Origin of the sequence: Jejudonia soesokkakensis (assembly GCF_042664795.1) — a bacterium.
GTDB classification, from domain to species: Bacteria; Bacteroidota; Bacteroidia; order Flavobacteriales; family Flavobacteriaceae; genus Jejudonia; species Jejudonia soesokkakensis.
This window is the reverse complement of the sequence record NZ_JBHTBN010000005.1, coordinates 133,571-155,189: the sequence shown is the minus strand read 5'-3', so window position 1 is coordinate 155,189 and position 21,619 is coordinate 133,571. Positions and strand designations below refer to the sequence as shown.

Annotated in this window: 35 protein-coding genes; 1 reads left to right on the top strand and 34 read right to left on the bottom strand. The window is 36.6% G+C overall.

Going from position 1 to position 21,619, the window contains the following annotated elements; translation table 11 throughout:
* Window positions 1–83: 83 nt before the first annotated feature.
* From carA to rpsL, 34 genes are all read right to left on the bottom strand, one after another.
* The gene (gene carA / locus ACFQO1_RS10600; RefSeq protein ID WP_380218035.1) at window positions 84–1,205 is read right to left on the bottom strand and encodes a glutamine-hydrolyzing carbamoyl-phosphate synthase small subunit; all 1,122 of its coding nucleotides are present in this window, start codon (window positions 1,203–1,205) and stop codon (window positions 84–86) included.
* 125 nt (window positions 1,206–1,330) lie between these two features.
* Complete coding sequence (locus tag ACFQO1_RS10595) at window positions 1,331–2,251, bottom strand: T9SS type A sorting domain-containing protein (protein ID WP_380218034.1); 921 nt, start codon at window positions 2,249–2,251, stop codon at window positions 1,331–1,333.
* Window positions 2,252–2,435: 184 nt separating this feature from the next.
* Window positions 2,436–2,921 (bottom strand): 50S ribosomal protein L17, encoded by a 486-nt coding sequence (gene rplQ / locus ACFQO1_RS10590; RefSeq protein ID WP_380218032.1) that lies wholly within the window; start codon window positions 2,919–2,921, stop codon window positions 2,436–2,438.
* A gap of 67 nt (window positions 2,922–2,988) precedes the next feature.
* Window positions 2,989–3,981 (bottom strand): DNA-directed RNA polymerase subunit alpha, encoded by a 993-nt coding sequence (locus ACFQO1_RS10585; protein WP_380218031.1) that lies wholly within the window; start codon window positions 3,979–3,981, stop codon window positions 2,989–2,991.
* Between the two features lie 94 nt (window positions 3,982–4,075).
* Window positions 4,076–4,681: a 30S ribosomal protein S4 gene (rpsD, locus tag ACFQO1_RS10580; protein ID WP_380218030.1), complete on the bottom strand. Its 606-nt coding sequence runs from the start codon at window positions 4,679–4,681 to the stop codon at window positions 4,076–4,078.
* Between the two features lie 195 nt (window positions 4,682–4,876).
* A complete protein-coding gene (gene rpsK, locus ACFQO1_RS10575) occupies window positions 4,877–5,275 on the bottom strand; it encodes a 30S ribosomal protein S11 (protein WP_380218029.1) in 399 nt (132 codons plus the stop codon).
* Between the two features lie 11 nt (window positions 5,276–5,286).
* Window positions 5,287–5,661, bottom strand: coding sequence for a 30S ribosomal protein S13 (gene rpsM, locus ACFQO1_RS10570; RefSeq protein ID WP_380218028.1), 375 nt, complete (start codon window positions 5,659–5,661; stop codon window positions 5,287–5,289).
* Between the two features lie 3 nt (window positions 5,662–5,664).
* Window positions 5,665–5,781: a type B 50S ribosomal protein L36 gene (gene ykgO / locus ACFQO1_RS10565; protein WP_013305171.1), complete on the bottom strand. Its 117-nt coding sequence runs from the start codon at window positions 5,779–5,781 to the stop codon at window positions 5,665–5,667.
* A 1-nt stretch (window position 5,782) separates the two neighbouring features.
* Window positions 5,783–5,998: a translation initiation factor IF-1 gene (gene infA, locus ACFQO1_RS10560; protein ID WP_013073244.1), complete on the bottom strand. Its 216-nt coding sequence runs from the start codon at window positions 5,996–5,998 to the stop codon at window positions 5,783–5,785.
* 2 nt (window positions 5,999–6,000) lie between these two features.
* Complete coding sequence (gene secY / locus ACFQO1_RS10555) at window positions 6,001–7,344, bottom strand: preprotein translocase subunit SecY (protein WP_380218027.1); 1,344 nt, start codon at window positions 7,342–7,344, stop codon at window positions 6,001–6,003.
* 12 nt (window positions 7,345–7,356) lie between these two features.
* A complete protein-coding gene (gene rplO, locus ACFQO1_RS10550) occupies window positions 7,357–7,809 on the bottom strand; it encodes a 50S ribosomal protein L15 (protein WP_380218026.1) in 453 nt (150 codons plus the stop codon).
* Window positions 7,810–7,820: 11 nt separating this feature from the next.
* A complete protein-coding gene (gene rpmD / locus ACFQO1_RS10545) occupies window positions 7,821–8,000 on the bottom strand; it encodes a 50S ribosomal protein L30 (protein ID WP_380218025.1) in 180 nt (59 codons plus the stop codon).
* A gap of 11 nt (window positions 8,001–8,011) precedes the next feature.
* Window positions 8,012–8,536 (bottom strand): 30S ribosomal protein S5, encoded by a 525-nt coding sequence (gene rpsE, locus ACFQO1_RS10540; protein WP_380218024.1) that lies wholly within the window; start codon window positions 8,534–8,536, stop codon window positions 8,012–8,014.
* A gap of 4 nt (window positions 8,537–8,540) precedes the next feature.
* Window positions 8,541–8,897: a 50S ribosomal protein L18 gene (gene rplR, locus ACFQO1_RS10535; protein ID WP_380218022.1), complete on the bottom strand. Its 357-nt coding sequence runs from the start codon at window positions 8,895–8,897 to the stop codon at window positions 8,541–8,543.
* A gap of 11 nt (window positions 8,898–8,908) precedes the next feature.
* Complete coding sequence (rplF, locus tag ACFQO1_RS10530) at window positions 8,909–9,451, bottom strand: 50S ribosomal protein L6 (protein WP_380218021.1); 543 nt, start codon at window positions 9,449–9,451, stop codon at window positions 8,909–8,911.
* Window positions 9,452–9,470: 19 nt separating this feature from the next.
* Window positions 9,471–9,872 carry a 30S ribosomal protein S8 gene (rpsH, locus tag ACFQO1_RS10525; RefSeq protein ID WP_380218020.1) on the bottom strand — a complete coding sequence of 134 codons (402 nt, stop codon included), beginning with the start codon at window positions 9,870–9,872 and terminating at the stop codon, window positions 9,471–9,473.
* A 67-nt stretch (window positions 9,873–9,939) separates the two neighbouring features.
* The gene (rpsN, locus tag ACFQO1_RS10520; protein WP_380218018.1) at window positions 9,940–10,209 is read right to left on the bottom strand and encodes a 30S ribosomal protein S14; all 270 of its coding nucleotides are present in this window, start codon (window positions 10,207–10,209) and stop codon (window positions 9,940–9,942) included.
* 3 nt (window positions 10,210–10,212) lie between these two features.
* Window positions 10,213–10,764 (bottom strand): 50S ribosomal protein L5, encoded by a 552-nt coding sequence (rplE, locus tag ACFQO1_RS10515; protein ID WP_380218017.1) that lies wholly within the window; start codon window positions 10,762–10,764, stop codon window positions 10,213–10,215.
* Window positions 10,765–10,766: 2 nt separating this feature from the next.
* The gene (gene rplX / locus ACFQO1_RS10510) at window positions 10,767–11,081 is read right to left on the bottom strand and encodes a 50S ribosomal protein L24 (protein ID WP_380218016.1); all 315 of its coding nucleotides are present in this window, start codon (window positions 11,079–11,081) and stop codon (window positions 10,767–10,769) included.
* 12 nt (window positions 11,082–11,093) lie between these two features.
* Complete coding sequence (rplN, locus tag ACFQO1_RS10505; RefSeq protein WP_380218015.1) at window positions 11,094–11,462, bottom strand: 50S ribosomal protein L14; 369 nt, start codon at window positions 11,460–11,462, stop codon at window positions 11,094–11,096.
* Window positions 11,462–11,725, bottom strand: coding sequence for a 30S ribosomal protein S17 (rpsQ, locus tag ACFQO1_RS10500; RefSeq protein ID WP_380218014.1), 264 nt, complete (start codon window positions 11,723–11,725; stop codon window positions 11,462–11,464). The genes rplN and rpsQ overlap by 1 nt, the downstream gene beginning before the upstream one ends.
* A 13-nt stretch (window positions 11,726–11,738) precedes the next feature.
* On the bottom strand, window positions 11,739–11,930 hold the full coding sequence (rpmC, locus tag ACFQO1_RS10495; protein ID WP_380218013.1) for a 50S ribosomal protein L29: 192 nt from the start codon (window positions 11,928–11,930) through the stop codon (window positions 11,739–11,741).
* A 12-nt stretch (window positions 11,931–11,942) separates the two neighbouring features.
* Window positions 11,943–12,362 carry a 50S ribosomal protein L16 gene (gene rplP, locus ACFQO1_RS10490; RefSeq protein WP_380218012.1) on the bottom strand — a complete coding sequence of 140 codons (420 nt, stop codon included), beginning with the start codon at window positions 12,360–12,362 and terminating at the stop codon, window positions 11,943–11,945.
* Between the two features lie 20 nt (window positions 12,363–12,382).
* Window positions 12,383–13,102, bottom strand: coding sequence for a 30S ribosomal protein S3 (rpsC, locus tag ACFQO1_RS10485; protein WP_380218011.1), 720 nt, complete (start codon window positions 13,100–13,102; stop codon window positions 12,383–12,385).
* A 4-nt stretch (window positions 13,103–13,106) separates the two neighbouring features.
* Window positions 13,107–13,514, bottom strand: a complete 408-nt coding sequence (rplV, locus tag ACFQO1_RS10480) for a 50S ribosomal protein L22 (protein ID WP_380218010.1) — start codon at window positions 13,512–13,514, stop codon at window positions 13,107–13,109.
* Between the two features lie 6 nt (window positions 13,515–13,520).
* Window positions 13,521–13,799: a 30S ribosomal protein S19 gene (rpsS, locus tag ACFQO1_RS10475; protein WP_093139317.1), complete on the bottom strand. Its 279-nt coding sequence runs from the start codon at window positions 13,797–13,799 to the stop codon at window positions 13,521–13,523.
* 3 nt (window positions 13,800–13,802) lie between these two features.
* Window positions 13,803–14,627, bottom strand: a complete 825-nt coding sequence (gene rplB, locus ACFQO1_RS10470; protein ID WP_380218008.1) for a 50S ribosomal protein L2 — start codon at window positions 14,625–14,627, stop codon at window positions 13,803–13,805.
* 21 nt (window positions 14,628–14,648) lie between these two features.
* The gene (rplW, locus tag ACFQO1_RS10465) at window positions 14,649–14,945 is read right to left on the bottom strand and encodes a 50S ribosomal protein L23 (RefSeq protein ID WP_380218007.1); all 297 of its coding nucleotides are present in this window, start codon (window positions 14,943–14,945) and stop codon (window positions 14,649–14,651) included.
* 7 nt (window positions 14,946–14,952) lie between these two features.
* Window positions 14,953–15,582 (bottom strand): 50S ribosomal protein L4, encoded by a 630-nt coding sequence (gene rplD / locus ACFQO1_RS10460; RefSeq protein WP_380218005.1) that lies wholly within the window; start codon window positions 15,580–15,582, stop codon window positions 14,953–14,955.
* Window positions 15,582–16,193, bottom strand: coding sequence for a 50S ribosomal protein L3 (rplC, locus tag ACFQO1_RS10455; RefSeq protein ID WP_380218003.1), 612 nt, complete (start codon window positions 16,191–16,193; stop codon window positions 15,582–15,584). Before rplC ends, rplD begins: the two co-directional genes overlap by 1 nt.
* 159 nt (window positions 16,194–16,352) lie before the next feature.
* Entirely contained in the window at window positions 16,353–16,658 is a 306-nt protein-coding gene (gene rpsJ / locus ACFQO1_RS10450; RefSeq protein WP_010181931.1) for a 30S ribosomal protein S10, read from the bottom strand.
* A gap of 11 nt (window positions 16,659–16,669) precedes the next feature.
* Window positions 16,670–18,802, bottom strand: a complete 2,133-nt coding sequence (fusA, locus tag ACFQO1_RS10445; protein ID WP_380218002.1) for an elongation factor G — start codon at window positions 18,800–18,802, stop codon at window positions 16,670–16,672.
* 3 nt (window positions 18,803–18,805) lie between these two features.
* A complete protein-coding gene (gene rpsG, locus ACFQO1_RS10440) occupies window positions 18,806–19,282 on the bottom strand; it encodes a 30S ribosomal protein S7 (RefSeq protein WP_380218001.1) in 477 nt (158 codons plus the stop codon).
* A 23-nt stretch (window positions 19,283–19,305) separates the two neighbouring features.
* Entirely contained in the window at window positions 19,306–19,680 is a 375-nt protein-coding gene (gene rpsL, locus ACFQO1_RS10435; RefSeq protein WP_024770883.1) for a 30S ribosomal protein S12, read from the bottom strand.
* 184 nt (window positions 19,681–19,864) lie between these two features.
* Between rpsL and ACFQO1_RS10430 the strand changes: the two genes are divergently transcribed.
* Window positions 19,865–21,562 carry a BamA/TamA family outer membrane protein gene (locus ACFQO1_RS10430; RefSeq protein ID WP_380218000.1) on the top strand — a complete coding sequence of 566 codons (1,698 nt, stop codon included), beginning with the start codon at window positions 19,865–19,867 and terminating at the stop codon, window positions 21,560–21,562.
* Window positions 21,563–21,619: the final 57 nt, after the last annotated feature.

Here is a 21,619-nt window from a genome sequence, read left to right as displayed (position 1 = left end):
TTACTTTTTAGTTATTTGTTATTTTTAATAAGTTCTTTCTAAAAAAACACCTCCCCTTAAAGGGGAGGATATTCTATAAATTTTTAAGCGGTTTCTAACTTATGCTTTTTGATACTTGCCACAAACTCATCGAATAAGTAGGAAGCATCGTGTGGTCCGGGACTTGCTTCAGGATGGTATTGCACAGAAAAAACTGGCTTACTTTTCATTCGGATTCCCGCTGCTGTTTTGTCGTTTAAGTGAACATGTGTAATTTCTATATCATCATGTTGTTCTGCTTCTTCTCGATTGATAGCGAATCCATGATTTTGAGACGTTATTTCACCTTTTCCAGTAATCAAATTTATAATAGGGTGATTAATCCCTCTGTGTCCGTGGTGCATTTTATAAGTAGAAATACCGTTTGCCAATGCTAGTATCTGATGTCCTAAACAAATTCCAAAAAGTGGTTTTTCAGTAGCAATGATTTGTTTTGTAGTTTCAATTACTTCGGTTAAAGGTTCTGGATCTCCAGGACCGTTTGACAAGAAATAACCATCTGGATTAAAATCCTGTAATTCTGAAAATGAAGCATTGTAAGGAAATACTTTTATATAGCAATCTCTTTCAGCCAAATTTCGAAGAATGTTCTTTTTAATACCAATATCTAATGCTGAAATTTTAAAGGTAGCATCTTCCTTTCCGAAGAAATAAGGTTCCTTGGTAGAAACTTTACTCGCTAGCTCAAGGCCGTTCATGTTTGGCACTTCTGCTAATTGCTTTTTAAGGTTTTCTAGGTTGTCAATTTCAGTAGAAATTACAGCATTCATCGCACCATGATCCCGGATGTAATTAACTAGGGCCCGTGTATCCACATCGCTAATCGCAAGCACACTATTTTTGTCTAGAAATTCTTCGAGCGTTCCATCTGAATCTGCTCTAGATGCATGATAGCTGAAGTTACGACAAATCAAGCCAGCTATCTTTATACCTTCAGATTCTACTTCTTCATCATTGACACCATAGTTTCCTATATGTGCATTGGTAGTAACCATGAGCTGACCGTAATAAGAGGGGTCTGTAAAGATCTCTTGATAGCCAGTCATTCCAGTGTTGAAGCAAACTTCACCAAAAGCACTTCCTTCTTTTCCTCCTACGGCCTTTCCGTAGAAAATAGTTCCATCTGCTAATAAAATAAGTGCGGGTTTTCGAGTCTGATATTTCATAATATTGAAAAGTTTGACAAAAATAGCAAATTTATGACGGAATAAACTATGATTGAAAAAGCTTCTTTCAACAAAAAAGGAGGGTTTTTAACACCCTCCTTTTATAAACTATATTAATCTTTTAACTACAACTTAACAAACTGTTTTGTTGAAACTCCCACCGAACTAAGTAATTGAATATAATAACTACCAGAAGGAAGATGAGAAACATCTAGTGATGTTTTATTTTCTAGGGTATTAATGACGAGTTTTCCATCAATTGAAAATACTTTTAAAGACATTAGTGGACTATCCGTTTTTATATGAATAGTCTCTGTAGTTGGATTAGGATATAACGCCCATGAATCTAGATCAAATTCATTTATAGCAAGTTCTGCGGCTTCAAAACGAAAAACTGTGCCATCTGGAATCGCAGCGCTTAAACTTTCCCCATCATATTCGTCTCCTGGCTGATAAACTGTTAGTTCCGGATTTAAAGGATCGCCTGAAATGACATAAGCATAATCAACTAGCATATCATTATTAATATCAATGGATGAGAATAACCCAACATTTGGCCCTAATAATCCTTCAAATGACTCATCTGGATTGTTTATTTCATTTGGACCATATCTATACTCTATAGCATTTGTTCCTTCGTATAACCATACTTGAAAGTTCATAAAATCATTTTGTGTGGAGTCTTCGAAAAAACCAGCATTGTTCCATTCAATTTTAAGTATTCTACTTCCAGCATCACCTTCAGTTTTGTAAGATAAAGGAGAAGTTGAGGCGCTACTATCGAACCTACTAACAATATCTTGCCCAATAGGAATAAAAATAGGCAAAATACCATTTCCAGAAGCATTTGAAGAGAGCACTCCTCCAACACTCCAATCTACTATATAAATAGTATTGAAAGTATGTGTGCTTATGGAAAATTCAAAGTCAATAGGAATAATAAATTCATCATCATCCCAGAATTCACTATTATTTAATGAGGTACTTTCAGTTAGATTTGAGTAAGGTTCATTAAAGCTTGAGAAATTAAAGTTTTGAGAACTCATGCTTTTACATAGAAAAGCAAAAAAAAGGATAAGTAATTTGTTTGTCATAAGGTATAGTAATTAAATTTTTAAAAAATGCACGCAAATTAAATTTAAAATTCAATATCAAATAGCCAATATATTCACAAAAAAAAGGGATGAGTTAAAACTCATCCCTTGGTATTTATTGTTAAATAGAATTAATCTATTCTTCTTCTTTTTTAGCTTCTTTAGCTTTTGTTTCGGTAGGTGTTGCTGCAGCAGTTTTAGAACCTCCGCGACGACTACGACGTGTAGACTTCGTTTTAGTAGCTTTACCTGCATTGTATAACTCGTTGTAATCAACAAGTTCAATCATTGCCATATCTGCATTATCTCCTAAACGGTTTCCTAACTTGATGATACGTGTGTATCCACCTGGGCGATCTGCTATTTTTACAGCTACATCTCTAAACAATTCTGTCACTGCCTCTTTTTGACGAAGGGTAGCCATAACGATACGACGATTATGAGTTGTATCTTCTTTTGACTTTGTAATCACAGGCTCCACGAACTTCTTCAACGCTTTTGCTTTGGCAACGGTTGTGTTAATTCTCTTGTGCTCGATTAGAGAACAAGCCATGTTTGCCAACATAGCTTTTCTATGCGCAGTTTTTCTTCCTAAGTGGTTTATTTTTTTTCCGTGTCTCATGACGTTTCTATTATCATCTTGCTACCAAATCCAGAACAGTAAGCTCTGGAGAGCAAAATATGATTAATTAATCTTTATCTAATTTATATTTTGAAAGATCCATTCCGAAGTTAAGACCTTTAACGTTTACTAACTCTTCAAGTTCTGTTAATGATTTTTTACCAAAGTTTCTAAACTTCATCAAATCATTTTTGTTGTAAGAAACTAAATCTCCCAGAGTATCGACTTCTGCAGCTTTTAGGCAGTTAAGTGCACGAACAGAAAGATCCATATCCACAAGTTTTGTCTTTAATAATTGACGCATGTGTAATGATTCTTCATCATATGTTTCAGTTTGTGCAATTTCGTCTGCCTCCAAAGTAATACGCTCATCACTAAATAACATAAAGTGGTGAATTAGCGTTTTAGCAGCTTCTGTTAATGCATCTTTTGGATGGATTGATCCATCTGTAATGATTTCAAAAACTAATTTTTCGTAATCGGTTTTCTGCTCTACACGGAAATTTTCAATGCTATATTTTACATTTTTAATTGGCGTATAAATCGAATCAGTAAAAATAGTACCTAAAGGAGCATTTGCTTTTTTATTCTCTTCGGCAGGAACATATCCTCTTCCCTTCTCAATGGTAATTTCGAAGTTCATATTTACCTTAGAATCCATATTACAAATCACCATTTCTGGGTTTAACACCTGAAATCCTGAAATAAATTTCTGAAAATCTCCAGCAGTTAATTGATTAGAACTATTTACTGAAATTGTTACCGTTTCATTATCGATTTCATCAATTTGTCTTTTAAAACGAACTTGTTTTAAATTTAAAATGATTTCTGTCACATCTTCTACTACACCTGCAATCGTTGAAAACTCGTGGTCTACTCCTTCGATACGAACCGAAGTAATTGCAAATCCTTCTAATGAAGAAAGTAATACTCGTCTTAATGCGTTACCTACTGTTAGTCCGTAACCTGGTTCTAAAGGGCGAAATTCGAATTTCCCTTCAAAATCGGTTGAATTAATCATGATAACTTTATCAGGCTTCTGAAAGCTAAATACTGCCATTTTTTTCTTCGTTTTAATTGTTATTTAGTTGCGCGATTTAAAAGTTTGAAGAACACTATAAATCCTTTGGCTAAATACCAATATTATTATTTTATTATTTAGAATATAATTCGACGATAAACTGTTCGTTTATGTTCTCTGGGATTTGAAGACGTTCAGGAATCGCAACATACGTTCCTTCTTTCTTTTCTGAATTCCAAGAGATCCACTCATATACATGACTTGCATTCGATAATGAGTTTTCGATAGCTTCAAGAGATTTTGACTTCTCTCTTACCGCTACAACATCTCCAGCTTGTAACTGGTACGATGGGATGTTTACTTTTTCACCATTTACAGTGATATGTCTGTGAGAAACTAACTGTCTAGCAGCTGGACGACTTGAAGCAATACCCATACGGTACACAACGTTGTCTAAACGTGACTCACATAACTGAAGCAAAACTTGTCCTGTAATTCCAGGAGCAGCTGTTGCTCTTTTAAACATATTTCTGAACTGACGCTCAAGAATACCATAGGTATACTTTGCCTTTTGCTTTTCAGCTAATTGGATTGCATATTCAGATTTTTTTCCACGACGACGGTTATTACCGTGTTGTCCCGGAGGGTAATTTCTTTTTTCGAACGATTTATCTTCGCCGAAAATAGCCTCACCAAACTTACGGGCTATTTTAGTTTTTGGACCAGTATATCTTGCCATTTCTAGTTGTTTTTGAAAGGAAACTTAAATTAAGGTCTTACGTTAATCCTCTAAGTTTTTATACCTTTCGATTGATATTTATTATGTACTACCAAAAGATGCCACGGGGCATCTTATTTATTTCTCTTATTAGAGCCTGCAAAGGTACTAATAAAAATAGAATTGATTCGCCCGAAGGCGAACCAATATAATTTGTTATACTCTACGCCTTTTTGGAGGACGACAACCGTTATGTGGCATTGGAGTAACATCAATGATTTCAGTCACTTCAATTCCAGCATTGTGGATCGAACGAATAGCAGATTCTCTACCATTTCCTGGTCCTTTAACGTATACTTTACACTTACGAAGTCCAGCTTCATGTGCAACTGCAGCACAATCTTCTGCAGCTAATTGCGCAGCGTAAGGAGTATTTTTCTTAGATCCTCTAAAGCCCATTTTACCGGCTGAAGACCAAGAGATCACATCTCCTTTTTTATTTGTTAACGAGATAATAATGTTGTTAAAAGAGGCCGTAATGTGAGCTTCACCTACAGACTCAATAACAACTTTACGTTTTTTCGTACTTTTTGCTTTTGGATTTGCTTTTGCCATAACTCTAGTGATTATTTAGTTGCTTTCTTCTTATTAGCAACAGTTTTACGTTTTCCTTTTCTTGTTCTTGAGTTATTCTTTGTACGCTGTCCTCTTAAAGGAAGACCTGCTCTGTGACGAATACCTCGGTAACAACCGATGTCCATTAAACGCTTAATGCTTAATTGAACTTCACTACGTAATTCACCTTCGATTTTGAAAGACCCAACAGCATCACGAATTTTTCCGATTTCATCATCGTCCCATTCGTTTACTTTTTTGTCTTTGTCAACTCCGGCTTCTTCCAATATACGCTCCGCACGGCTTTTACCGATTCCGAAGATATACGTTAACGCGATTACACCCCTTTTTTGTTTCGGGATATCTACACCTGCGATTCTTGCCATAACTTATCCTTGTCTTTGTTTGAACCTAGGGTTCTTTTTATTAATTACATATAATCTGCCTTTTCTGCGAACTATCTTGCAGTCGGCACTTCTCTTTTTTACTGATGCTCTAACTTTCATCTTAGTATCTGTATGTTATGCGAGCCTTTGATAAATCGTAAGGACTCATTTCTAATTTTACTTTGTCTCCAGGTAATAATTTAATATAGTGCATACGCATCTTACCTGAAATATGTGCAGTCACTACGTGGCCATTTTCTAATTCTACTCTAAACATTGCATTAGACAATGCTTCGATAATCGTTCCGTCTTGTTCTATTGCGGGTTGTTTGGCCATAATTATGCTACTGCTTTTCTGTTTTTACCAGACTTCATTAAACCATCATAATGACGATTTAATAAGTATGAATTAATTTGTTGCATGGTGTCAATCGCAACTCCTACCATAATAAGTAATGAGGTACCACCATAAAATAGTGCCCAACCTTGCTGTAATCCTAACAACTTAACTGCGAATGCAGGAAAAACTGCTATCAATGCTAAGAAGATAGATCCTGGCAAAGTTATTTGAGACATAATTCTATCTAAAAATTCTGCCGTATCTGTTCCGGGTTTAATACCAGGTATAAATCCTCCACTTCTCTTAAGATCATCTGCCATTTTATTGGTTGGAACAGTGATCGCTGTATAGAAGTAGGTAAATATGATGATTAAAACTGCAAATACAATATTGTACCACAATCCAAAAATATCACTAAAGTTTGCCTGCAATGTAGTTGCCCATTCGCTATCACTTAATCCTGCTACAGCAGAAGGAACAAACATAATTGCCTGTGCAAAGATGATTGGCATTACTCCAGAAGCATTTAACTTCAATGGTATAAATTGCCGTGCACCAAAAATATTCTTCTCATATTCTCCACTGGCTGTTCTACGTGCATATTGGACAGGGATCTTTCGAACTGCCATAACAAGTAGTACAGATAGAAGTATGATAACAAACCAGATAACCAGTTCGATTAAGATCATAATTAATCCACCATTCGATTCAAATACTCTTGCAGCAAATTCTTGAACAAAAGACTGAGGCAATGTTGCGATAATACCTACCATAATTAAAATAGAGATACCATTACCAATTCCTTTGTCTGTTATTTTTTCACCTAACCACATTGCAAAAATACATCCCGTCACTAAAATAGCCGTAGAAGAAATAAAGAACATTGGTGTCTTACCTAAAATAAATGCTTCGGCAGGAACTCCTAGTGCTTCTAGTCCAAAAAGATAACTTGGTGCCTGTACCAGACAGATACCAATCGTTAACCATCTTGTAATTTGGTTGATTTTCTTTCTACCACTTTCTCCTTCTTTCTGTAATTTCTGAAGATAGGGTACTGCAATTTGCATTAATTGTACCACAATCGACGCCGAGATATAAGGCATAATACCTAAGGCAAAAACAGAAGCGTTTGCAAAAGCTCCTCCTGTAAATGCGTTTAATAAACTACCTAATCCTCCACCTTCAAATTTTCCAGCGAATTCTGCTAATTTTGAAGCGTCAATACTTGGTAAAGTTACCTGTGCTCCAAAACGGTACACCAATAAAAGTCCCAAGGTAACCATGATACGGTTACGCAACTCTTCAATTTTAAAAACGTTTTTTATGGTATCGATAAATTTCATCGGTATGCTTTATTACAATGTTACTACTTCACCCCCTGCAGCTTCAATTGCTTTTTGAGCTGATGCAGTAAATTTGTGTGCAGATACTTTAATTTTTGCTTTCAATTCTCCTCTTCCTAAAATCTTTACCATTTCATTTTTACGAGCTAAGCGTAAGCTTACCATCGTATCAAAATCAAGCGTATCTTTAATTTTCTTATCGTCTACTAACTGTTGAAGTGTATCCAGGTTAACACCTTGATATTCTTTACGGTTTATGTTTGTGAAACCAAACTTAGGCACACGACGTTGCAATGGCATTTGTCCACCTTCGAAACCTAATTTCTTAGAGTATCCAGAGCGAGACTTTGCCCCTTTGTGTCCTCGTGTTGCAGTTCCGCCTTTTCCAGAACCTTGACCACGACCCACACGTTTACCTTGTGTTTTAACCGAACCTTCTGCTGGTTTTAAGTTACTTAAATTCATCTTTATATATCTTAAACAGTTTCTACTGAAACTAAATGTTGTACTTTATTTACCATACCAAGAATATTAGGCGTGTCTTCATGCTCAACGGTTTGACCCATTTTTCTTAGACCTAAAGACTCAAGTATTCTCTTCTGGTTCTGCGTGCGGTTAATTGCACTCTTTACCTTTGTTACTTTAATTTTTGCCATCTTGTTATCGTTTATCCTTTGTATAATTTTTCTAAAGAAATACCTCTTTGCTTTGCAACAGTTTGAGCACTTCTTAATTGTAATAATGCATCAAAAGTTGCTTTTACAACATTGTGAGGGTTAGACGATCCCTGAGACTTAGAAAGTACATCATGTACTCCAACTGCCTCCAATACCGCACGTACCGCACCACCTGCTATTACCCCTGTACCGGGAGCTGCTGGTAAAAGATTTACTCTTGCACCACCATACTTACCTTTTTGTTCGTGAGGTAATGTCGCTTTATTTAATGGGATACGAACTAGGTTTTTCTTAGCGTCTTCAATTGCCTTTGCAATTGCACTGGCAACATCTTTAGACTTTCCAAGACCTTGTCCTACTACTCCGTTTTCATCACCTACCACTACAATAGCTGAAAATCCAAAGGCTCTACCCCCTTTTGTTACTTTAGTAACACGTTGTACACCTACTAGACGATCCTTTAATTCCAGACCCCCTGGTTTTACTAATTCTACGTTCTTATAATCTTGATACATATTCTTAGAATTTTAAGCCGCCTTCGCGAGCTCCTTCAGCTAATGATTTTACTCTTCCGTGATATAGGTAACCGCCCCTGTCAAAACTAACTGTTTCAACACCTGCCTTTTGAGCTTTTTCAGCGATTGCTTTTCCTACTAATTTTGCTGCTTCAACTTTATTTGCTTTTGAAGCGTCAATATCTTTATCTCTTGAAGATGCAGCGGTAATTGTCTTTCCATTTACATCGTCAATAAGTTGTGCGTATATCTCTTTATTACTTCTGAAAACTGCCAAACGCGGACGTTGTTCTGTTCCAGAAATTGTCTTACGTATTCTAAAACGTAAGCGCTGTCTTCTATCTTGTTTTGATAATGCCATAACTCTATTGCTTATGCAGATTTACCTGCTTTTCTTCTTAATATTTCTCCTACAAACTTAATTCCTTTTCCTTTGTAAGGCTCTGGCTTACGGAAACCACGAATCTTAGCCGCAACTTGTCCTACCAATTGTTTGTCGTGAGAGGTTAATTTTACTATAGGATTCTTTCCTTTTTCTGAAATGGTTTCAACTTTCACTTCGGGTGCAATATCCAAAATGATATTGTGTGAAAAACCAACAGCCAAATCTAATTTTTGCCCTTGGTTTGAAGCTCTATAACCTACTCCTACTAGCTCTAATTGTTTTGTCCATCCATTTGAAACACCTTCAATCATATTATTGATTAAAGATCTGTACAAACCATGCTTTGCTCTGTGATCTTTATGATCTGTTGCACGCTCTACAATGACATCGTTTTCTTCCGTTTTAATTGTAACATCTGAAAACTCCTGAGTTAACTCTCCTAATTTTCCTTTTACGGTAATAACGTTGTCTTTAATATCGACCGTCACTCCTTCTGGAATTGTTACCGGGTTTTTTCCTATTCTTGACATTTCTTCTAGTCTTTTCTAATTAATAAACGTAACATAAAACTTCTCCACCTACGTTCTGATTAGCGGCTTGCTTTCCTGTCATTACTCCTGCTGAAGTAGAAACAATTGCAATTCCCAATCCATTTAAAATACGTGGCATCTCTGAAGAACCTGAATATTTACGTAAACCGGGTTTACTTATTCTTTGAATCTTTTTGATAACAGGATCTTTTGTAAGCTTATCATATTTTAAAGCAATTTTAATAGTTCCTTGAGGACCATTATCATCTTCAAATTTGTAACTTAAAATATACCCTTGATCAAATAAGATCTTAGTAATTTCTTTTTTTAGGTTCGAAGCTGGAACTTCCACAACGCGGTGCCCTGCTTTTACTGCATTTCTAACTCTAGTTAGATAATCTGATACTGGATCTGATGTCATTTGTTATTATTTACGATAATGGTTTTCGTTATTTTTTTAAACGAACCTACTACCTGTTTATACTTTGTTACCAGCTAGCTTTACGCACTCCTGGAATTAAACCTTGATTTGCCATTTCACGAAACATAACTCGCGAAATACCAAAAACTCTCATATACCCTTTAGGTCTTCCAGTTAATTTACAACGATTGTGTTGTCTAACAGGAGAAGCATTTTTTGGCAATTTTTGTAAACCTTCCCAGTCTCCAGCTTCTTTTAAAGCCTTACGTCTTTCGGCATACTTAGCTACCATTTTTGCTCTTTTAACCTCACGGGCTTTCATTGATTCTTTAGCCATCTCTTAGTTCTTTTTAAAAGGTAATCCTAATTCTTGTAATAAAGCTTTCGCTTCTTTATCTGTTTCAGCAGAAGTCACGAAAGTAATATTCATCCCTTCAATTTTCTTTACTTTATCGATATCGATTTCAGGAAAGATAATCTGCTCTGTAACTCCTAATGAATAATTACCTCTTCCGTCAAAACCTGTAGCGTTAATACCAGTGAAGTCACGTACATTAGGTAGTGCAGAGGTAATAAGTCTATCTAAAAACTCATACATACGCTCTCCACGTAATGTCACTTTAGCTCCAATAGGCATTCCTTTTCTAAGTTTAAATGTCGCAACATCTTTCTTAGAAATAGTAGCTACTGCTTTTTGACCAGTAATATTTGTCAATTCGTCTACAGAATACTCAATTAGCTTCTTATCTGCAACCGCAGCACCTACTCCTCGAGACACAACGATGCGCTCTAATTTAGGAACCTGCATTACATTTTTGTAGCCAAATTCATCTGTAAGAGCATTTGTTACTTTGCTCTTGTATTCTTCCTTAAGTCTAGGTGTATATGCCATAACTATAATACTTGATTCGATTTTTTAGAAAATCGTACTTTTTTACCATCTTCCATTCTATACCCTACACGTGTAGCATCTCCAGATTTTGGATCTACCAACGAAAGGTTAGAAATATGAATTGGAGCTTCTTTTTCTGTAATTCCACCTTGAGGATTTGCAGCACTTGGCTTCTCGTGTTTCTTTACAGTATTTACTCCTTCTACTATTGCTTTGTTCTTATCTGAATACACTCTTAGCACTTTCCCCTCAGATCCTTTATGATCTCCAGCGGTAACTACTACAGCGTCTCCAGTTTTTATTTTAAGCTTTCCCATCTTACTATCGTCTTAAAGCACCTCGGGTGCCAATGATACTATTTTCATAAATTGCTTATCACGAAGCTCTCTTGCAACCGGTCCAAATACACGTGTTCCTCTCATTTCCCCTTGTGGGTTCAATAAGACACAAGCATTGTCATCAAAACGAATGTATGATCCATCCGGTCTTCTTACTTCCTTTACGGTACGAACAACAACTGCCGTAGAAACTGCTCCTTTTTTAATGCTTCCATTAGGAGTTGCCTCCTTTACAGTAACAACAATTTTGTCACCAATAGACGCATAACGCTTCTTTGTTCCGCCCAACACTCTAATTGTAAGAACTTCTTTAGCTCCTGTGTTGTCTGCTACTCTTAATCTTGATTCTTGTTGTAACATTACTTAGCTCTTTCTAGGATTTCTACTAATCTCCAACATTTAGTTTTACTCATAGGTCGTGTTTCCATGATCTTAACAGTATCACCTTCGTTGCAGTCGTTTTTCTCGTCGTGTGCTACATATTTTTTCGTTTTTAATACGAACTTTCCATACATAGGGTGCTTTACTTTTTTTACTTCTGCAACAACAATGGATTTTTCCATTTTGCTACTAGTAACAACACCTACACGTTCTTTTCTTAAATTTCTTTTTAATTCTTCCATCTTGCAGTGGGTACTATTGTACGTCTCTTTTAGTTAGTTCTGTCGCAATTCTAGCTATCGCTCTTCTATGACCTTTTAACTGAATTGGATTTTCCAACGGTGTAATGGTATGAGCCATCTTAAGGTCTGTATACGCTTGCTTTCTGTCAGCAAGTGCTTCCTGTAAATCCGCTGTTGATGCTTCGTTTATCTCTGATTGTTTCATCTTTCAATAATTTTATTCTTGATAATCTCTTGATACAACAAACTTAGTTTTAACTGGAAGCTTTTGTGCCGCAAGGCGTAATGCTTCTTTTGCTGTTGCTACAGGAACTCCAGATACTTCAAATAATACTCTACCTGGTTTTACTACAGCAGCCCAATATTCTACAGCACCTTTACCTTTACCCATACGTACTTCAAGAGGCTTTTTTGTAATTGGTTTATCTGGAAATATCATGATCCAGATAGATCCCTCTCTTTTCATATAACGTGTAGCAGCAATACGTGCAGCTTCAATTTGACGTGCAGTCAAGAAATTTGAATCTAAAGATTTAATACCAAATGTACCGTAAGCTAACTGGTTACCACGACCAGCATTACCTTTCATACGGCCTTTTTGTTGTTTACGGAACTTTGTCTTTTTAGGTTGTAACATCTTCTGTTTTCTTTAAAAAATTACTTTCTGTTACGACGTGATTTATTACCACCTCGACCAGAATTCCCTTTTCCACCTTTTTTAGCTAAGCCAACAAGTGGAGAAAGTTCTCTTTTTCCATATACTTCACCTTTCATGATCCATACTTTAACACCCAATCTACCATACGTAGTGTGTGCCTCAACTAAAGCATAGTCTATATCGGCTCTAAATGTTGATAAAGGAATACGACCATCTTTGTACGACTCACTTCGTGCCATTTCAGCACCATTAAGACGCCCTGAGATTTGTATTTTAATTCCCTCTGCATTCATACGCATTGCTGCAGCAATTGCCATTTTTATTGCACGACGATATGAAATTCTGTTTTCAATTTGTCTTGCAACACTAGCTCCTACTAAAAATGCATCAAGCTCAGGTCTTTTAATCTCATGGATATTGATCTGTACTTCTTTACCAGTAATTTTCTTAAGCTCTTCTTTTAACTTATCTACCTCTTGACCGCCTTTACCAATAATGATACCTGGACGAGCCGTTGTGATAGTAACGGTTACAAGTTTAAGCGTACGCTCAATAATTACTCTAGACACACTTGCTTTACTTAAACGAGCGTGAACATATTTTCTAATCTTGTCGTCTTCGGCAAGTTTATCACCGTAGTCGTTCCCTCCGTACCAGTTAGATTCCCATCCTCTGATAATTCCCAGGCGATTCCCGATTGGATTTGTCTTCTGTCCCATTTATCTAGCTTTGTGTGTTATCGTTAGCTCCTAAAACCACTGTTACGTGATTAGAGCGTTTTCTAATTCTGTGTGCACGACCTTGTGGTGCTGGACGAAGTCTTTTTAACATCGTTCCTCCATCCACTCGGATTTCCTTAATAAAAAGATCTGCATCTTCTAATGAAGCATCTTCATTTTTAGCTTGCCAGTTTGCGATTGCAGACAATACGAGTTTCTCTAAACGTATTGAAGCTTCTTTCGAACTAAATCTTAATAAGTTAAGTGCTTTATCTACTTTCTCACCTCTAACTAAATCCGCCATTAAGCGCATTTTTCTTGGTGATGTAGGGCAGTTATTCAACTTAGCAAAGTATTGTGTCTTCTTTGCTTCCTTGATTGCTTCTGCTCTTTCTCTTTTACGAACTCCCATGGCCTATTATTTTTTACCTTTATTTTTGGCACCTGCGTGACCACGGAATGATCTTGTAGGTGAAAATTCTCCTAGTTTATGTCCTACCATATTCTCAGTAACATATACAGGGACAAACTGTCTCCCATTATGAACTGCGATGGTTTGTCCAACAAAATCTGGAGTAATCATTGAAGCTCTTGACCAAGTTTTGATCACAGTCTTCTTATTTGACTCTACATTTTGCTGTACCTTCTTATCCAACTTAAAGTGAACGTACGGTCCTTTTTTTAACGATCTTGCCATAGCTTATTTCTTTCTACGTTCGATAATGTATTTATTACTCTGTTTTGTTCTAGTACGGGTTCTGTATCCTTTCGCAGGAATACCGTTTCTAGAGCGTGGGTGACCTCCAGAAGACTTTCCTTCACCACCACCCATTGGGTGATCTACAGGGTTCATCACTACTGGTCTTGTACGTGGTCTTCTTCCTAACCATCTAGATCTACCTGCCTTACCAGATACAAGTAATTGATGATCACTGTTTGAAACAGCACCAACAGTTGCCATACATGTAGCCAATACTAAGCGAGTTTCACCTGATGGTAATTTTACTGTTGCATATTTACCATCCCTTGCCATTAACTGTGCAAAAGCTCCAGCACTACGCGCTAAAACAGCACCCTGACCTGGACGTAATTCTATACAAGAAATAATTGTACCTAATGGAATATTGGCTAAGGCCATTGCGTTTCCAATCTCAGGAGCAGTGCTCTCACCAGAAACAATATTTTGACCAACCTGAAGTCCGTTTTGAGCTATAACGTAGCGTTTCTCACCATCTTGGTAATTTACTAACGCTATAAAAGCAGTACGGTTTGGATCATATTCTATAGTCGCAACGGTTGCAGGAATACCTGCTTTGTCACGCTTAAAATCGATAATTCGATATTTCTTCTTATGACCACCACCAATATAGCGCATGGTCATTTTACCTTGACTGTTTCTACCACCAGATCTCTTATTCGGAGCTAATAAACTTTTCTCCGGCTTATCAGTTGTAATGGCGTCAAAACCATTTACAACTCTAAAACGCTGACCTGGGGTGATGGGTTTTAATTTTCTTACTGACATTTGTGTCTAATTTATTGCAATTTAATCTTGCAAATTGTTGTAAAAATCAATTGTATCACCTTCCGCCACCTGTACAATTGCTTTTTTGTAAGCATTTGTTTTACCAGTTTGAACACCTGTTTTTGTATAACGGGTCTTTCTATTAGGGCGGACATTTATTGTGCGAACTTTTTCTACAGAAACTTCGTAAGTGGCTTCAACCGCTTTCTTGATTTCTACCTTATTCGCCTTTGGGTTCACTATAAATCCGAAGACATTATTATCTTCTGCATCTCTAGTGGCTTTTTCCGTAATTATAGGTTTTATTAAGATACTCATCTCGTTTCTATTTACTTAAGTTTGCTTCAATTCCTTCCAAAGAACCTTCAAATAGCACAACACTATTTGCATGTAAAATTTTGTAAGTGCTTAATTCTGAGTTTTTTACAACTTCAGTGCCTTTCAAATTTCGCGAAGACAAATATACATTATTATTTGTCTCTCCCAACACAAATAGAGATTTTTTATTCTCAAGCCCTAAAGTCTTTAAAACTGAGGTAAAATTCTTTGTTTTTGGAGCCTCAAAATTTAAGTCTTCAATCACTACAATTGCCTTGTCATTTGCCTTCATCGTCAATGCAGATTTACGAGCCAAACGCTTCAGGTTCTTATTTAATTTAAAGGAGTAGTTCCTTGGTCTAGGACCAAACATACGTCCACCACCTTTAAATAAACCAGACTTAATACTTCCCGCTCGGGCAGTACCAGTTCCTTTTTGTTTCTTAATCTTTCTGGTTGAACCAGTGATTTCTGCACGCTCTTTCGCTTTATGCGTTCCCTGACGTTGATTTGCAAGATATTGCTTCACATCAAGATAAACAGCGTGATTATTAGGCTCAATCCCAAACACCTCTTTAGAAAGTTCAACCTTTCTACCTGTGTCTTTTCCGTTAATATCTAATACAGCTACCTTCATTATTTCTGAATCATTACATAAGCGTTTTTATGCCCAGGAACACAGCCCTTAACAACAAGTAGGTTCTTATCTGAAACTACTTTTAAAACTCTTAAATTTTCAACTTTCACCTTTTCGTTCCCCATTTGGCCAGCCATCTTCATTCCCTTAAATACTCTTGCAGGATATGATGCTGCACCAATAGAACCTGGCGCTCTTAAACGGTTATGTTGACCGTGAGTAGCTTGACCTACACCACCAAAACCGTGACGTTTAACAACCCCTTGAAATCCTTTTCCTTTACTTGTTGCAGAAACATCTACAAATTCACCTTCAGAAAAATGATCTACAGTGATTGTATCACCTAATTTAAATTTTTCTTCAAATCCTTGGAATTCGGCGACTTTACGTTTTGCAACGGTTCCTGCTTTTTTCGCATGCCCTTCAGCAGCTTTTGTAGCAGTCTTTTTGTCATCGAAACCAAGTTGAAGAGCTTCGTACCCGTCAACCTCTTTGGTTCTGACTTGGGTAACAACACAGGGCCCACACTCTATAACGGTACAAGGAATATTCTTTCCTTTTTCGTCAAAGATGCTGGTCATCCCTATCTTTCTTCCAATTAACCCAGACATAATTATTTATTTATTAATTATTAATGTGCCGATTCTCGGCCTTATCTTTATTTAAAATCAAACGGGGCCAAAATAAATTCGACCCCGAATGTTATTTTGTTTCCGTTTTTCCTTCGCACGCAGCTCAGGACATGTCTTCCGAATTGCTTCGGAAAGCAATTACACTTTGATCTCTACTTCTACTCCACTTGGCAACTCTAATTTCATTAGAGCATCAATCGTCTTAGATGAAGAACTATAGATATCCAATAACCTCTTGTAAGATGATAATTGAAATTGCTCTCTACTCTTCTTATTTACGTGTGGTGAACGCAATACAGTAAAAATCTTTTTATGAGTTGGTAATGGGATTGGACCCGTTACTACTGCACCTGTACTCTTTACGGTCTTAACGATTTTTTCAGCAGATTTGTCTACTAAATTATGATCGTAAGATTTTAATTTAATTCTTATTTTTTGACTCATAGCTGAAATTATTAATCGTTAGCGGTTCCTCTTGCTGCAGCGATCACTTCTTCAGAAATATTTGAAGGTGTTTCTGCATAGTGTGAAAATTCCATTGTTGATGTTGCTCTACCTGAAGATAGTGTACGTAGCGTTGTTACGTAACCAAACATTTCAGATAATGGTACAGTTGCTTTTACAGTTTTAGCACCCGCTCTATCACCCATGTCACTTACCTGTCCTCTTCTTCGGTTTAAGTCTCCTACAATGTCACCCATATTTTCTTCTGGAGTTATAACTTCCAGCTTCATGATAGGCTCCATGATCACAGCTTTAGCAGCTTTAGCCGCAGCTTTAAATCCTAGTTTTGCAGCAAGCTCAAACGAAAGTTGATCTGAATCGACATCATGGTACGAACCATCTGTCAATGTCACTTTCATAGAGTCTACTTCATATCCTGCCAACGGTCCATTAACCATTGCCATTTTAAATCCTTTCTCTACTGAAGGAATAAATTCTTTAGGAACATTACCACCTTTGATAGCAGATTCGAAGATTAACCCTTCAGCACCTTCTTCAGCTGGCTCTAATGTAAATACGATATCAGCAAATTTACCACGACCACCTGATTGCTTTTTATATACCTCTCTGTGCTCAGCACGTCTGGTAATCGCTTCTTTGTACTCTACCTGTGGTTGTCCTTGGTTAACTTCAACCTTGAACTCACGTCTTAATCTGTCTACAATAATATCTAAGTGAAGCTCACCCATTCCAGAAATAATTGTCTGTCCTGAAGCTTCATCTGTACGTACTGTAAATGTTGGATCTTCTTCAGCAAGCTTTCCTAACGCCATACCTAATTTATCAACATCTGCCTTTGTCTTAGGCTCTACTGCGATACCAATTACTGGATCTGGGAAGTCCATGGACTCAAGTACGATTGGATGTTTTTCATCAGACATTGTATCTCCAGTCTTAATGTCTTTAAATCCTACTGCTGCTCCAATATCACCTGCTTCGATATAATCAATAGCATTTTGTTTATTAGAGTGCATTTGGTAAATACGAGAAATACGTTCTTTTTTTCCTGAACGATTGTTCAAAATATATGAACCTGCATCCAAACGTCCAGAATACGCACGGAAGAAAGCCAAACGCCCTACAAAAGGATCGGTTGCAATCTTAAATGCTAATGCTGCAAATGGCGCAGTTACATCAGGCTTACGTAATTCTTTTTCTTCAGTATCTGGATTAACTCCTACAATACCTTCTTTATCTACAGGAGAAGGCAAGTAACGACATACTGCATCTAACAGGAATTGTACTCCTTTATTTTTAAATGCAGATCCGCAAATCATTGGAATAATTGCCATATCCATTACTGCAGCACGAAGTGCAGCATGCACCTCTTCTTCAGTAATAGAGTCTTCATCTTCCATGAACTTCTCTAAAAGGTTTTCATCATACGTTGCCACCTCTTCGATAAGCATCGCTCTGTATTTACGAGCTTCAGCCTTCATATCTTCAGGAATATCGATTACATCAAATGTAGCCCCTTGTGTTTCATCGTGCCAAACAATAGCACGGTTTTTTACAAGGTCAATAATTCCTTTAAAATCTACTTCATCACCAATATTTAAAACGATTGGCACAGCATTAGACTTCAACATATCTTTTACTTGTTGACATACAGCCAAAAAGTTGGATCCTTGACGATCCATTTTGTTTACAAACCCAATACGTGGCACTTTGTAATTATCTGCAAGTCTCCAGTTCGTTTCAGACTGTGGCTCTACACCATCTACCGCACTAAAAAGGAACACCAATCCGTCCAAAACTCGTAAAGATCTGTTTACCTCTACAGTAAAATCTACGTGACCAGGAGTATCGATAATATTAAAGTGGTAATCTTTAGTTTCAGGGGTTGGCTCTGCATTTTCCAATGGAAACTTCCACGTGCAGGTGGTTGCAGCCGAAGTAATGGTAATACCTCTTTCCTGCTCTTGCTCCATCCAGTCCATCGTAGCAGCACCATCGTGTACCTCACCAATCTTGTGACTTACACCCGTATAGTAAAGAATACGTTCTGTTGTTGTGGTTTTACCAGCATCAATATGCGCAGCAATACCTATATTTCTTGTGAATTTTAAATCTCTTTGTGCCATTTTTTAGAATCTGAAATGTGAGAATGCTTTATTTGCTTCGGCCATTTTGTGGGTATCTGTACGCTTCTTAACAGCAGCACCTTCTTCTTTAGCTGCTGCTAAAATTTCTGAAGCCAGCTTTTGCGCCATCGATTTTTCGTTACGCTTTCTTGCATATCCAATCAACCACTTCATAGCGGTAGAAATCTTACGGTCTGCACGAATTTGCATAGGAATCTGGAAAGTAGCCCCTCCAACTCTACGACTACGAACTTCTACGTGAGGCATTACATTAGACAATGCATCTTTCCACAGTTCTAAACCTGTTTTTTCTTCGTCTGTTTTTTTCTCTTCTACAATGTCAATTGCATCGTAGAAAACTTTGAAAGCCACCGATTTTTTACCATCCCACATCATGTTATTCACAAAACGTGTTACTAATTGGTCGTTAAACCTTGGATCTGGCAAAAGCGGTCTTTTCTTGGCTGCTCTTTTTCTCATGTCTTCTCTTTAAAAGTTTTTAATTACTTCTTAGGGCGTTTTGCACCATACTTAGACCTACGTTGTGTTCTTCCTTCTACACCAGCGGTGTCTAAAGCTCCACGAACGATATGATATCTAACTCCAGGCAAATCTTTAACCCTTCCACCTCTAACCAATACTATCGAGTGCTCTTGTAGGTTGTGTCCCTCACCTCCGATGTATGCGTTTACCTCTTTTCCGTTTGTTAACCTAACACGCGCTACTTTACGCATCGCAGAGTTTGGTTTCTTAGGAGTAGTGGTATATACACGCGTACACACACCGCGGCGTTGCGGGCACGAATCTAAAGCAGCCGATTTACTCTTCTTGGTTATTTTGGCTCTTCCTTTTCGTACTAATTGTGAAATAGTTGGCATATAATATCCTTGTTATACTTTAATTACTATTAATTTCCCTCTAAATAGGGCGTGCAAAAATAGAACATTTATTTAATTATTCAAACCCTATCTGATTTATTTTACAAACTTTTTAATAAACCTATCATCTGTATATTAAAATACCCGTTTAAACGTTAGTTTTACAGCATTAAAAGAACGCTTTTTGAAGTTAATTTTCTACATATTTTTATACCTTAATATATATACGATTTTTTCTTCGGAAAGTTTTGCACAGAAATTTACCTTAGAAATTAAAGGCGAGATAAGTATTTCTGAATCCTTAAAAGATTCGATTCAGTTTGTAGAGAATCATCCGGATGTAAGCAGTGTAAAATCCGAAGCAGACTCTATTGCGACAAGACTACAACGCATAGGATACATAGAAAGCGTACTTAGAAACTTTCAGAAAAAAAATGACAGTGTTTTTACAGCAAGGTATTTTCTAGGAAACAAATATCAGTATATTAAGGTGTACTTTTCTGAAACTGATATTTCCAAAAAAGAATTACAACAAGTTACTTCAGAAATTTACGAGGATTATTTCATCCTCCCTTACGAACTAACAGCAATTACCCTTCAGAAATTGAACACCTTAAAAACAAATCAGGGGAACGCATTTTCTAGAATAAGGCTTTCAGAACTAGAAATTGAAAACACCTCCACACTCACTGCAACCTTACATATTGATTCTGGAGTTAAAAGGATAGTTGACGAAATTATCGTCAAAGGATACGAAAAATTCCCTATATCCTTTATAAAATATTATGCTGGTGTAAGGAAAGGAAAAACTTTCAGTAGAAAAAAAATCTTAGATCAAAATCAATCGCTCAACAATCTTGGATTTGTGACTACCCTAAAAGAACCAGAAGTTCTTTTCAAAAAAGATTCTACTACTGTGTATTTTTACCTGGAAAAACAAACCAACAACACCTTTGATGGCATATTGGGTTTTGCAACTAACGAGGATACCCAAAAACTTGAATTCAATGGATATCTTGACATTGTTTTAAATAACAATTTAAATTTTGGAGAGCATCTCCGTATAAATTATAAAGCAGATGGAAAAGAGCAGGTCAATTTTGAAGCATCGACAGACCTGCCCTACCTTTTTAAAAGTCCGTTTGGACTAGGCGCAGGCTTAAAAATATTTAAGAGAGACAGCACTTTTGTTACCACAAATCAACTAGCCAAGGTAACCTATCAAATAAATCCAAGATCAAACTCATATATAGGATATAAATTCTACGAGTCCAGCAACCTTAGAGAAACCACACCCACTACAACCCCTATCGAAGACTACACCTCAAACTTTATTATTACAGGTATTACTTATTTTAAAGGACAACAGAGCAGTTTATTTCCAAATAAGAGCTTTGCAAGTCTTGAAAGTGAAATAGGAAGAAGAAATTTTCAACAAGAAAAAGAAAACCAATTACGATTTAGCATTACAGCGTCCACTATTTTTAATCTTAATTATTCAAACTCTATTTTTATAAAGAGCTCCAGTAGCTTGTTATCGACAAACTCCTATTTTACGAATGAATTATTTAGATTTGGAGGAATTAACAGTATTAGAGGGTTTGATGAGAATAGTATTGACGCTTCTCTTTTTAGCATTTTAAACACAGAATACCGCTATCAATTTTCTCCAAATCTATATTTACATAGCATTATTGACCTTGGATATTTTGAAAACGCTGTAATTAATATAAAACAAAACCTTTTTAGCTTTGGTATTGGATTGGGGATTAATTCAAAGTCTGGTCTTTTTAAGCTGAATTTTGCGAACGGGCGTTCTGAGAATCAAGTTTTTAATTTTTCAAATTCAAAAATACACATTAGTTTTTCTTCTAAATTTTAAATTTCCTAACAATAGCTTAACAGTTACTTTAAAAAAAAACCAAATTTTAAGTTTAAA

Excerpts from the sequence above, each read along its gene's own strand:
- rplP (WP_380218012.1), bottom strand. The coding sequence starts at position 12,362 with ATGTTACAACCTAAAAAGACAAAGTTCCGTAAACAACAAAAAGGCCGT.
- rplE (WP_380218017.1), bottom strand. The coding sequence starts at position 10,764 with ATGGCATATACACCTAGACTTAAGGAAGAATACAAGAGCAAAGTAACA.
- fusA (WP_380218002.1), bottom strand. The coding sequence starts at position 18,802 with ATGGCACAAAGAGATTTAAAATTCACAAGAAATATAGGTATTGCTGCG.
- rplQ (WP_380218032.1), bottom strand. The coding sequence starts at position 2,921 with ATGAGACACGGAAAAAAAATAAACCACTTAGGAAGAAAAACTGCGCAT.
- rplF (WP_380218021.1), bottom strand. The coding sequence starts at position 9,451 with ATGTCAAGAATAGGAAAAAACCCGGTAACAATTCCAGAAGGAGTGACG.
- rpsJ (WP_010181931.1), bottom strand. The coding sequence starts at position 16,658 with ATGAGTCAAAAAATAAGAATTAAATTAAAATCTTACGATCATAATTTA.
- rplC (WP_380218003.1), bottom strand. The coding sequence starts at position 16,193 with ATGTCTGGGTTAATTGGAAGAAAGATAGGGATGACCAGCATCTTTGAC.
- secY (WP_380218027.1), bottom strand. The coding sequence starts at position 7,344 with ATGAAATTTATCGATACCATAAAAAACGTTTTTAAAATTGAAGAGTTG.
- infA (WP_013073244.1), bottom strand. The coding sequence starts at position 5,998 with ATGGCCAAACAACCCGCAATAGAACAAGACGGAACGATTATCGAAGCA.
- rpmC (WP_380218013.1), bottom strand. The coding sequence starts at position 11,930 with ATGAAACAATCAGAGATAAACGAAGCATCAACAGCGGATTTACAGGAA.
- rpsS (WP_093139317.1), bottom strand. The coding sequence starts at position 13,799 with ATGGCAAGATCGTTAAAAAAAGGACCGTACGTTCACTTTAAGTTGGAT.
- rplD (WP_380218005.1), bottom strand. The coding sequence starts at position 15,582 with ATGAAGGTAGCTGTATTAGATATTAACGGAAAAGACACAGGTAGAAAG.
- rpsG (WP_380218001.1), bottom strand. The coding sequence starts at position 19,282 with ATGAGAAAAAGAGCAGCCAAGAAAAGACCGCTTTTGCCAGATCCAAGG.
- rplR (WP_380218022.1), bottom strand. The coding sequence starts at position 8,897 with ATGGCATTATCAAAACAAGATAGAAGACAGCGCTTACGTTTTAGAATA.
- rpmD (WP_380218025.1), bottom strand. The coding sequence starts at position 8,000 with ATGGCAAAAATTAAAGTAACAAAGGTAAAGAGTGCAATTAACCGCACG.
- rpsQ (WP_380218014.1), bottom strand. The coding sequence starts at position 11,725 with ATGGAAGAATTAAAAAGAAATTTAAGAAAAGAACGTGTAGGTGTTGTT.
- rplX (WP_380218016.1), bottom strand. The coding sequence starts at position 11,081 with ATGGGAAAGCTTAAAATAAAAACTGGAGACGCTGTAGTAGTTACCGCT.
- rpsC (WP_380218011.1), bottom strand. The coding sequence starts at position 13,102 with ATGGGACAGAAGACAAATCCAATCGGGAATCGCCTGGGAATTATCAGA.
- rplN (WP_380218015.1), bottom strand. The coding sequence starts at position 11,462 with ATGTTACAACAAGAATCAAGATTAAGAGTAGCAGACAACACAGGAGCT.
- rpsL (WP_024770883.1), bottom strand. The coding sequence starts at position 19,680 with ATGCCAACTATTTCACAATTAGTACGAAAAGGAAGAGCCAAAATAACC.
- rplO (WP_380218026.1), bottom strand. The coding sequence starts at position 7,809 with ATGAATTTAAGTAACTTAAAACCAGCAGAAGGTTCGGTTAAAACACAA.
- rplV (WP_380218010.1), bottom strand. The coding sequence starts at position 13,514 with ATGGGAGTTCGTAAAAGAGAAAGAGCAGAAGCAATCAAGGAAGCAAAG.
- ykgO (WP_013305171.1), bottom strand. The coding sequence starts at position 5,781 with ATGAAAGTTAGAGCATCAGTAAAAAAGAGAAGTGCCGACTGCAAGATA.
- rpsH (WP_380218020.1), bottom strand. The coding sequence starts at position 9,872 with ATGACATCAGATCCAGTATCAGATTATCTAACTAGAGTTAGAAATGCA.
- rplB (WP_380218008.1), bottom strand. The coding sequence starts at position 14,627 with ATGTCAGTAAGAAAATTAAAACCCATCACCCCAGGTCAGCGTTTTAGA.
- ACFQO1_RS10585 (WP_380218031.1), bottom strand. The coding sequence starts at position 3,981 with ATGGCAGTATTTAGCTTTCAGAAGCCTGATAAAGTTATCATGATTAAT.
- carA (WP_380218035.1), bottom strand. The coding sequence starts at position 1,205 with ATGAAATATCAGACTCGAAAACCCGCACTTATTTTATTAGCAGATGGA.
- rpsK (WP_380218029.1), bottom strand. The coding sequence starts at position 5,275 with ATGGCAAAAGCAAATCCAAAAGCAAAAAGTACGAAAAAACGTAAAGTT.
- rpsM (WP_380218028.1), bottom strand. The coding sequence starts at position 5,661 with ATGGCAAGAATCGCAGGTGTAGATATCCCGAAACAAAAAAGGGGTGTA.
- rplW (WP_380218007.1), bottom strand. The coding sequence starts at position 14,945 with ATGAGTATCTTAATAAAACCTATAATTACGGAAAAAGCCACTAGAGAT.
- rpsD (WP_380218030.1), bottom strand. The coding sequence starts at position 4,681 with ATGGCAAGATATACTGGTCCAAAAACTAAAATAGCCCGTAAGTTTGGT.
- rpsE (WP_380218024.1), bottom strand. The coding sequence starts at position 8,536 with ATGTATCAAGATTATAAGAACGTAGAATTAGTAAAACCAGGGGGTCTG.
- rpsN (WP_380218018.1), bottom strand. The coding sequence starts at position 10,209 with ATGGCTAAAGAATCAATGAAAGCCCGTGAGGTTAAAAGAGCAAAAATG.
- ACFQO1_RS10595 (WP_380218034.1), bottom strand. The coding sequence starts at position 2,251 with ATGAGTTCTCAAAACTTTAATTTCTCAAGCTTTAATGAACCTTACTCA.